General features: G+C 68.6%; 8 protein-coding genes. 6 read left to right on the top strand and 2 right to left on the bottom strand.

What is annotated here, in order from left to right; all coding sequences use genetic code 11:
- From QZ483_RS02555 to QZ483_RS02535, 5 genes are all read left to right on the top strand, one after another.
- Positions 1-953: TRAP transporter large permease (locus QZ483_RS02555; RefSeq protein WP_297081418.1), on the top strand; the 953-nt coding region annotated here is incomplete at its 5' end.
- Positions 950-1,861: a shikimate dehydrogenase gene (locus QZ483_RS02550; protein WP_297081417.1), complete on the top strand. Its 912-nt coding sequence runs from the start codon at positions 950-952 to the stop codon at positions 1,859-1,861. The genes QZ483_RS02555 and QZ483_RS02550, both read left to right, overlap by 4 nt.
- The gene (locus QZ483_RS02545; RefSeq protein WP_297081416.1) at positions 1,858-2,925 is read left to right on the top strand and encodes a DctP family TRAP transporter solute-binding subunit; all 1,068 of its coding nucleotides are present in this window, start codon (positions 1,858-1,860) and stop codon (positions 2,923-2,925) included. Before QZ483_RS02550 ends, QZ483_RS02545 begins: the two co-directional genes overlap by 4 nt.
- A gap of 14 nt (positions 2,926-2,939) precedes the next feature.
- Positions 2,940-3,962 carry a phosphotriesterase gene (locus QZ483_RS02540; protein WP_297081415.1) on the top strand — a complete coding sequence of 341 codons (1,023 nt, stop codon included), beginning with the start codon at positions 2,940-2,942 and terminating at the stop codon, positions 3,960-3,962.
- A 9-nt stretch (positions 3,963-3,971) separates the two neighbouring features.
- A complete protein-coding gene (locus QZ483_RS02535; RefSeq protein WP_297081414.1) occupies positions 3,972-4,610 on the top strand; it encodes a TetR/AcrR family transcriptional regulator in 639 nt (212 codons plus the stop codon).
- 83 nt (positions 4,611-4,693) lie between these two features.
- Here QZ483_RS02535 and QZ483_RS02530 read toward each other — a convergent pair whose 3' ends face one another.
- Positions 4,694-5,281, bottom strand: coding sequence for a hypothetical protein (locus QZ483_RS02530; protein ID WP_297081413.1), 588 nt, complete (start codon positions 5,279-5,281; stop codon positions 4,694-4,696).
- A 152-nt stretch (positions 5,282-5,433) separates the two neighbouring features.
- Between QZ483_RS02530 and QZ483_RS02525 the strand changes: the two genes are divergently transcribed.
- Positions 5,434-7,383 carry a M3 family metallopeptidase gene (locus tag QZ483_RS02525; protein WP_297081412.1) on the top strand — a complete coding sequence of 650 codons (1,950 nt, stop codon included), beginning with the start codon at positions 5,434-5,436 and terminating at the stop codon, positions 7,381-7,383.
- Here QZ483_RS02525 and QZ483_RS02520 read toward each other — a convergent pair.
- Positions 7,380-7,937: a TetR/AcrR family transcriptional regulator gene (locus QZ483_RS02520; protein ID WP_297081411.1), complete on the bottom strand. Its 558-nt coding sequence runs from the start codon at positions 7,935-7,937 to the stop codon at positions 7,380-7,382. The genes QZ483_RS02525 and QZ483_RS02520 overlap by 4 nt on opposite strands.
- Positions 7,938-8,003 lie beyond the last annotated feature (66 nt).

The following is an 8,003-nucleotide window of genomic DNA, read 5'->3' as shown; positions in this document are numbered from 1 at the left end:
GGTCAGCGGTGGCCGATGCGGCAGCACTGGGCAAGGTGCAGATCCCTGCGATGCTCCGGGCCGGCTACAGCCGCCGCTTCGCGACGGGAATCTCATCCGCGTCATCGCTGGTCGCGCCTGTGATGCCGCCGTCTATCCCCGCCGTCATCTATGCGGGCCTCGCGGCAGTGTCGACCGGAGCGCTGTTCGCCGCCTCAGTCGCGCCCGCGATCATCATGGCGCTCGGCCTGTGCGTCGTGGTCTTCATCCTCGTCCGCCGCGACCCGAACATCACCGCCGGCACCTTCGACGCCGGCGAGTTGCGCTCGTCCGTTCCAGGCGTCCTGCTGCCGATGGTGGCGCCCGTCATCATTCTGGGCGGCATCCTGGGCGGCTTCTTCACCCCCACCGAGGCTGCGGCGGTGGGTGTCGCGTGGATCGCGATCGTGGGCCTGCTGCAACGCTCACTGCCGTGGCGTGCGGCACTCGCCGCACTCAGGGAAGCGGTCACGACAACCGCGAGCATCATGCTCATCGTCGCCTCCGCGTCTCTGCTGGGATACATCCTCGCGCGCGAGCGCCTCCCCCAGATGCTGACCGAGCTGGTCCTGTCGATCACCGACAGCCCTATGGTCTTCCTCGCCCTGGCGGCACTCATGATGCTCGTGCTCGGCACGGTCATCGACGCGACTGCGATCCTGGTGCTGGTGGTGCCGATCCTGCTGCCGATTGCCCGGGAGTTCGGGGTGGACCCCATCGTGCTCGGTGTCCTCCTCATCGTCTCGTTGATGATCGGGCTGCTCACACCACCCGTGGGAACCGTGCTCTTCGTCACCGCGCACGTGTCGAACACCAAGGTGGGTGAGGTGTTCCGGGGAGCACTGCCGTTCCTCATTCCCTCAGCCGCGATCGCGGTGTCGATCATCCTGTGGCCCGACGCGGTCGCGTGGCTCCCGGGGGTGCTGGGACTATGACGCCGACCGCACACGCTGCGAAGCACCGTTCGGTGCTGATCGGCCTCATCGGGGAGGGCGTGGGCCCGTCGCTGACCCCCGCGATGCACGAGCTCGAAGGCGCGCGCCACGGGCTGTCCTACGTCTACCGCACCGTCAACATGGAGCCAGGCGAGGCGGAGCCCGCGCGACTGCAGGCGCTCCTCGACAGCGCTCGGCGCCTGGGCTTCAACGGCCTCAACGTCACTCACCCCGCCAAGCAGGCCATCGTGCCGCTTCTCGACGAGCTCGCACCATCGGCCGCGTCCATCGAGGCCGTCAACACCGTGGTGCTCACCGGCGATCGAGCGGTAGGACACAACACCGACGTCACGGCGTTCGCCGCCTCGATCGACGAGGCGCGCGACGGCCGGGTGCTGGGCACCACGGTGCTGGTGGGCGCGGGAGGAGCCGGCGCGGCCGTCGCGCGGGCGATCGCCGAGCGACAGCCCACGCGCTTCGTGGTCGCCGATCTCGACGCGGGCCGCGCCGAAGCACTCGCATCCGCGACGGGCGCCGAGAGCGCGAGCGCGCAGGAGCTGGCCCACCTCATCCCTGCGGCGGACACCGTCATCAACGCCACCCCGCTCGGCATGGCGGCGCACCCGGGCAGTGCCGTCGATCCTGCGCTCCTGCGCGCAGGAACGCTCGTGGTCGACATCGTGTACCGCCCCGTCGAGACCGCGTTCGTGCGCGGCGCCCGTTCGCGCGGATGCTCGGTCGTCACGGGGCTCGGCATGGCCATGAACCAGGCCGCAGACGCCTTCGAGATCTTCACCGGCGAGCCGGCCGACCGTGCCGCGATGCTTGCCGACCTCACAGACCTGGTCGCCGCGGAGGCGACAAGGAATCCCGCCCACGTGGCACCACTGAAAGGACAGGAACGATGAAGTCACCACGTCCCCGCCTGACCCGCTGGATCGCCGCTGCCGCGGTCCCGGCGGTCCTGCTCACCGCGTGCTCCTCCTCGGACGCCGAGGACGAGCCCACCTCAGAGGAAACGACCGCAGAAGAGACCAGTGAGCCCGACGACTCGATGGCCGAGGCGATCGAACTCACCCTCGCCCACAGTTACACCGAGGACCAGCCCCAGCACGCGTGCGGCGCCCAGGTCATCGCCGATGAAGTGGCCGCCGCAGACGTCGGCCTCACCATCGAGATCTTCCCGTCGAGCCAGCTCGGCGGCGATGCGGACCGCATCGCGTCGGTGGTCTCGGGAGACATCGACATCGACATCCAGGGCGCCTCCGCGCTGGGAGCAGTGTACGAGCCCATCAGCGTGCTGGACTCCGCGTTCGCCTTCGACGACGAAGCTCACCTCGCCGCATTCATGGCCAGCGACGAGTCCGCCGTGCTGATCGAGGGCTTCTACACCGAGACCGGCGTGCAGACGCTCGGCGTGTGGTCCGCTGGCGCACGTCACTTCACCGCCAACGACCCCATTCGCACTCCTGAGGACCTCGATGGACTGCGGATGCGCTTCCCGGGATCGCCGCAGTACCTCATGAACGCCGAGGCGCTCGGCGCGACGGCTACCGAGGTCGCCTACGAGGAGCTCTACCTCGCGCTCCAGAACGGCACCGTCGACGGACAGGAGAACCCGGTCACGAACATCGACGCATCGAACCTCAAGGAGGTCCAGGACTACCTGAGCCTCTCGGCTCACCAGCTCAACACCAACCTGGTGATCGTCAGCCCCATCTGGGACGAGCTCAGCGCCGAGCAGCAGGAGGCGCTGTCCGCAGCGACCATCACCGCAGTGGACTCGGTGACCGAGTGCATCGCCCAGGGCGAGACGGAGACCCTGGACGCCTGGCGCGCCGAGGGCGAGTGGGAGATCGTCGACGACGTCGACCGTGACGCGTTCTCCGAGATGGCGGTCGCCTTCCTCGAGAACACGTTCACGGGCGAGTCGCTCGAAGTGTTCAACGCCATCCGCGCCACGGCTCCCTGACCCGAGCTGACGTCATGTCAGCCGACGCTCGAGTCCCGACCTACACGGGCCTCGTGGAACCGGACGCGCTCGGCCTCACGCTGATGCACGAGCACGTCTTCGTCGGCGACCTGGAGCTCGACCGCGCCCTGCCTCATCCCTCATGGGATGAGCAGGGCGCGGTCGACTCCGCCGTCGAGACCATGCACCGCCTGCATGAGCGCGGAGTCCGCACGGTCGTCGATCTCACCGTCCCCGGGATCGGTCGCAACGCCTCTCTTGTGGCGCGGGTCGCCGCCGCAAGTCCCGTGCGCATCGTCGCCGCCACCGGTTGGTACAGCGTGGGCGACCTCCCGCCCGCTGTGCGCATGCACGGCCCCGGCACCCTCGTCGGCGGGACGGATCCGCTCGTCGAGCTGATGGTGCGTGACCTCGAACAGGGCATTGCAGGCACTGAGGTCCGAGCAGGGGTCATCAAGGTCGCCTCGGACCTCGGCGGCATCACACCAGACGTGCGCCGAGTGTTCGCGGCAGCCGCGCACGCCCATCGTCGCACCGGCGCGGCGATCATGACGCACTCGCACGCGGGCTCCCGAGGGGGGATTGCTCAACTCGAGCTGCTCGATGAGCTCGAGGTCGCCCCTGACCGGGTCGTCGTGGGACACGCGGGCGACTCGACTGACCTCGATTACCTCCTCACCCTTGCCGCGCGAGGCGCGTACCTGGGCTTCGACCGCTTTGGTATGGAACATGTGCTGCCCGATGACGCGCGCATCCGCATGCTTCTCGCCGTCCTCGACGCCGGTCTGGTGGAGCAGGTGGTTCTCTCCCACGACGCCGCGGTCTTCAGCCGAGTGACACCGCCCGCGTGGAGGACGGTCCACGCGCCGCTGTGGCACATGGAGCACCTGTTCGAGACCGTCCTGCCCCGTTTCACCGCGGCTGGCGTCAGCGACCGGGAGATCGAGACCATGCTGGTCGACACTCCGCGACGTTTGCTCTCCGAGGCGCCGCGCGTCGCGGCACCGCACCTGCGGACCGGCCTGCCTCCTCAGTAGAGTGACACCGTGACGACCGCACCCGGGCGCAAGCGTGACGCCGCGCGCACGCGCGCCGAACTGCTCACGGTCGCCACCGAGGCCTTCGCTGAGTCCGGCTACTCAGGCACGGGCGTCGACGAGATCGCGCGTCGCACGAAGATGACCAAGCGCGGCATCTACTACTACTTCGGCAGCAAGAAGGATCTGTACGTCGCGGTGCTCGAGGCGGCCTATCGCGGCATCCGTGAGGCCGAGCAGTCCGTGCACGTGGGAGACCTGCCGCCTCGCGAGGCACTGCGTCGGATCGCCGAACGCACGTACGACCACCACCTGGACCACAGCTCGTTCATTCGGCTCGTGGCCATCGAGAACATCCACCGCGGGGAGTTCATCCAGGGCATCGACGGCCTACGCGAACTCAACCAGAATGCGCTGGGCGTCCTCGATGACATCCTGTCGCGAGGCCAGGCCGACGGCAGCTTCCGTCGCGAGGTGGACGCTCTCGATGTCCACATCGTCATCAGCGCGTATTGCTTCTTCCAGGTCGCCAACCGCCACACGTTCGGCTTCCTGTTCGGCCGCGACATGCTGGACCCGAACCTGCGCGACCATCACCGATCCATGATCGGCGACGTGGTCGCCGCGTGGCTCGAATCGCGGGACTGAGCCCCGCATCGGCCCTCTGCCAGGGTGACGCACGCGGAAAGGCGGGGCCGCGCCGAGTGCGCAGCCCCGCCCGAAGAACGCGGCTAGATGAGCCAGCGGTTCTTCTCGACGACTCCCATGCGCTTCCACGCTTGGCCGAACCCGACGGCTTGATACCTGGCCTCGAGCAAGACCGCCGCGATGACGGCGACGATCATGATGATGTGGTCGTCAAGGAACGGGTTCGTGGAGAGCGGGATCTGCGTGGTGTACATCATGAGCAGCATGAGGGTTGCGGAGATGGCTCCAATCCGCGTGCCGATGCCGAGCATGAGCGCGAGTCCGATGCCGAGCAGGCCGATCATGAACGGCCAGTCGGTCCACGCCTGTCCTCCCAAATCGACGTAGAAGTCGTTGAAAGGACTCTGGGGATTCCCGCCGAACACCAGGTAGCCCTCGGTGATGCGCGGGAATCCGTTGAACCACGCGCTGTCACAGAAGACATCCACCGTGAACGATCCGTCCTCCGCAGAGTTGCGGCAGGTGGAAAAGCCCAGGCCAAACGCCTTGTCGATGAATGCCCACAGGAAGTAGAACCCGATAACGATGCGGGTGATGCTGAGCATCACCCATCCGGCCCGCGAACCCACGGGCCCTTCGACAGTGGTGGTGGACGTGTCGTTCATTGCCATTGCCTGCTCCTTTGTCTCCGCCGCGCGCGCGACGTGGGGCGTGCCACCGCCCTCCTTGCACGCTACTCCCGTTGCCGCACACGTGCACGGTGAAAGCGCTGGTCCGAGCGCTGGTGACCCGGGCACCACATGCGCGCGGATACCCTGGCGAGATGACCAGCGAGGCCACTCTCACCACCCTGCCGATGCCAAGCGAGCCGTGGGGCGAGTTCGTCGCCGCCTATGTTCACGAGCGCCTGTCGGCGGCGCGCGAGGCACTCGATGGCGTGCGTTCCGGACCGAGCGGCGACGCCTGGGACGCGTGGAACGACGCGGACGTCGCCGTGGCGCACGCGCATCAGCTGGTCGAGTCGATCGCCGAGGTCCACCCGGATGCGCAGGTGCGTCACGCATGCGTCGACCTCGTGCACGAGGTCGCGGCCTTCCGCACGGCTCGAGACGGCGATCCCGAGCTCTTCGCCGCGCTCGAGGGGGCGCCCGTGCCCCCCGGGGACGAGGCTCCGTACCTGCGCACCCTGGTGCTCCGGGACTTCCGGCTGCAGGGCGCGCACCTCGACGCCGAGACGCGTCAGCGCCTCGCGGACATCGACCGCAAGCTCTCAGCGGCAGAGACCGAGTTCTCGGAGAACATTCGCGAGGACGTGGGTCGCATCCGCGTGACGCCGGAGGTGCTCGCGGGACTCCCCGAGGACTATGTCGCCGCGCACCCTGCGGGCGACGACGGCCTGGTCGAGATCACGACCGACTACCCGGATTCCGGTCCCTTCCTCGCGATGGCCAGCGACAGGTCGGCGCGCGAGGCGCTGGTCCGCGCCGACTACGAGCGCGCACACCCCGTCAACGATGAGGTGCTCGATCGCCTGCTGCGCCTGCGCGACCAGAAGGCCAGCCTGCTCGGCTTCGAGGGCTGGCCCGACTACGCGACAGCGCGGATGATGATGCCCGACGGCGCGGGCATCGAGTCGTTCCTCGCGGACCTCGACTCCGCGGCACGGCCTGCGGGCGAGGCTGACGCCGCGATGCTGCTCGAGCGCATGCGCGAGGACCACCCAGATGCGACCGCGGTCACCGTCGCGGACTCGCGCTACTACATCGAGACCCTCAAGGCCGAGCGCTTTGGCGTGGACCCTCACCAGGTGCGCCGGTACCTGGACTACGGACGGGTGCGCGACGGCATCCTCGCCCTCGCCGGCGACCTCTTCGATCTGTCGTTCGAGCCGGTGGCCGATGCGCCGCGGTGGCACGAGGACGTCGAGGCGTACGACGTCCTGTCAGGTGGCCACCGCATCGGCCGCATCCTGCTCGACATGCACCCACGTGCCGGGAAGTACGGGCACATGGCGTGCTTCCCCGTCGTGACCGGCATCGCCGGTCGCCACCTGCCGGTGAGTGCGCTGGTGTGCAACTTCCCTCGCGGGTCGATGACGTTCGACGACCTCGAGACCTTCCTGCACGAGTTCGGCCACCTGATGCACGCGATCCTGTCCGGCGGTGGCCAGTGGATGCGCCTGGCCGGGCTGTCCGAGAAGGGCGAGTGGGACTTCGTCGAGGCGCCGTCCCAGCTGCTCGAGGAGTGGGCCTGGGACCACGCCGTGCTCGCCCGCTTCGCGGTCGACGAGGATGGCACGCCTATTCCGGAGTCACTCGTCGACAGCCTACGCGCGAGCCGGCACCTCGCACGCGGCCTGCTCACGTGCCGGCAACTGGTCTACGCGCAGCTCTCCTACCAGCTGCACCGCGACGTTCCCGAGGACATCGCCGCGTTCGCGGCCGCGATCGAGGAACGCCACGACGTGCGCGAGCGGCTCGACGACACGCACCAGTACGCGAGCTTCGGTCACCTCACGGGGTATTCGGCCTGCTACTACACGTATCAGTGGAGCCTCGCGATCGCGCGCGACCTCTTCACGGGGTTCAACCCCGCGGACCTGCTCGACGCCGCCGCCGCTCACCGCTACCGCGATGCGGTGCTGGTGCCCGGAGGCTCGCAGCCCGCAGGGGCCCTTGTCGAGACCTTCCTGGGCCGGCCTTTCAGCACCGAGGCCTACCGCGCTTGGCTGGCGGAGCTGGACACGACGGGCGCGGGCTCCACGAACGCCTAGAAGGCGTCGAGCGGCACGCGCAGCTGAGTGTTCAGGTGCGCCGTGATGATGCGCGCGATCAGCTGCGGCGCGGCCACCCGCGGCTCCACGTCGTCGACCAGGTCGCCAGCGTCGCGAGCGACCGTATAGGCCTCGAGGACGTTGGCGTGCAGGCGCTCGTAGCGCTCCGTAAAGTACGCGTGCGCGGGGTGGTCAGGCCCCGTCGCCTCTGCCGACAGCACGGCGTACAACTCGACCATGGCGCGCTGAGTCTCGTTGTGCGCCGCAGCGGCAGCCATGCTCGCGAGCGCGGCCCTGCCCATCTCCCCCACCACAGGTCGCGTCTCGCGGCCCTGCTCGTCGCGCCGCTGAAGCACCGCCATGAGCAGGGCCTCCTTGGTCGGGAAGTGATAGAGCACGCCCGGATGCGTGATGTCCGCGCGCGCGGCGATGTCGCGCAGCGAGCTCGCCCGGTAGCCTGACTCGCAGAACTGCTCCATCGCGGCGGAGATGATGTGCGCGCGCGTGTCGCGGCCGCGCCTCTGGCGCCCGTCGAGCCGATCGTCCTCCACCATCCGTTCAACTTACCATGCGGTAGGAAAGTTGATACGATCGGTGCGCCCCGGAGCGCCGCCACCCCG

The organism is uncultured Demequina sp. (assembly GCF_913055775.1).
GTDB lineage: Bacteria > Actinomycetota > Actinomycetes > Actinomycetales > Demequinaceae > Demequina.
Note: the sequence above shows the minus strand (reverse complement) of the source record. Positions and strands in the feature narration are given on the sequence as shown.